Raw genomic sequence first — 545 nt, 5'->3', positions numbered from 1 at the left:
ATTTTAGCGGGGTGGCAGAACGTCGCGGAATGGACGCTTACCAGCTGCCCACGAGGCGGTGCTTCAAAATGCACATTAGGTTGATCAAGACGCCCCGACACCACTTGCATGGGGTGATCGCCACGCAGCTCGCCTACACGTACACTGCCAAGCACGCTGGAGCCTTGCACAAACAGCATGGATTGCCAGAGACACAACTGTTGGCGGGAAAGCGGTTCATCCAACTGATGCGTGGATTGCAGCAATAGCTCAACCAGCGCCTCAGATTCCGGTGTTGTTCTGGCAGAGACACCAGCCTGTTCTAAACCCAACTGGCGAGCCACGGAAGACCTCACGGAACCAACGCCCAGAAGCTCACCTTCGATTTCACTGGTACGAATCGCATTCTGGATCAGCGCATCCATCTCCACATCCAGATCGGCTTGGCCGTGGACAGCCTCGGTTTTACCTACCACGCGCCCCTGCAGAAGTCGCACGGCATCCAACGTAGGTCGTAAAGCAGTAAGCGCCGTTAAACCGACCCACTTGCCCTAACCGTATTGAGC

General features: G+C 56.3%; 1 protein-coding gene. It reads right to left on the bottom strand.

Features of this window, described 5'->3' with window-relative positions:
• The coding region (locus INT19_RS00805) for a DUF4172 domain-containing protein (protein ID WP_319022170.1) at positions 1-476 on the bottom strand (476 nt) is incomplete at its 3' end.
• Positions 477-545 lie beyond the last annotated feature (69 nt).

Origin of the sequence: Halomonas sp. 3A7M (assembly GCF_014897875.1) — a bacterium.
In the GTDB taxonomy this organism is placed as follows: Bacteria; Pseudomonadota; Gammaproteobacteria; order Pseudomonadales; family Halomonadaceae; genus Vreelandella.
Note: the sequence above shows the minus strand (reverse complement) of the source record. Positions and strands in the feature narration are given on the sequence as shown.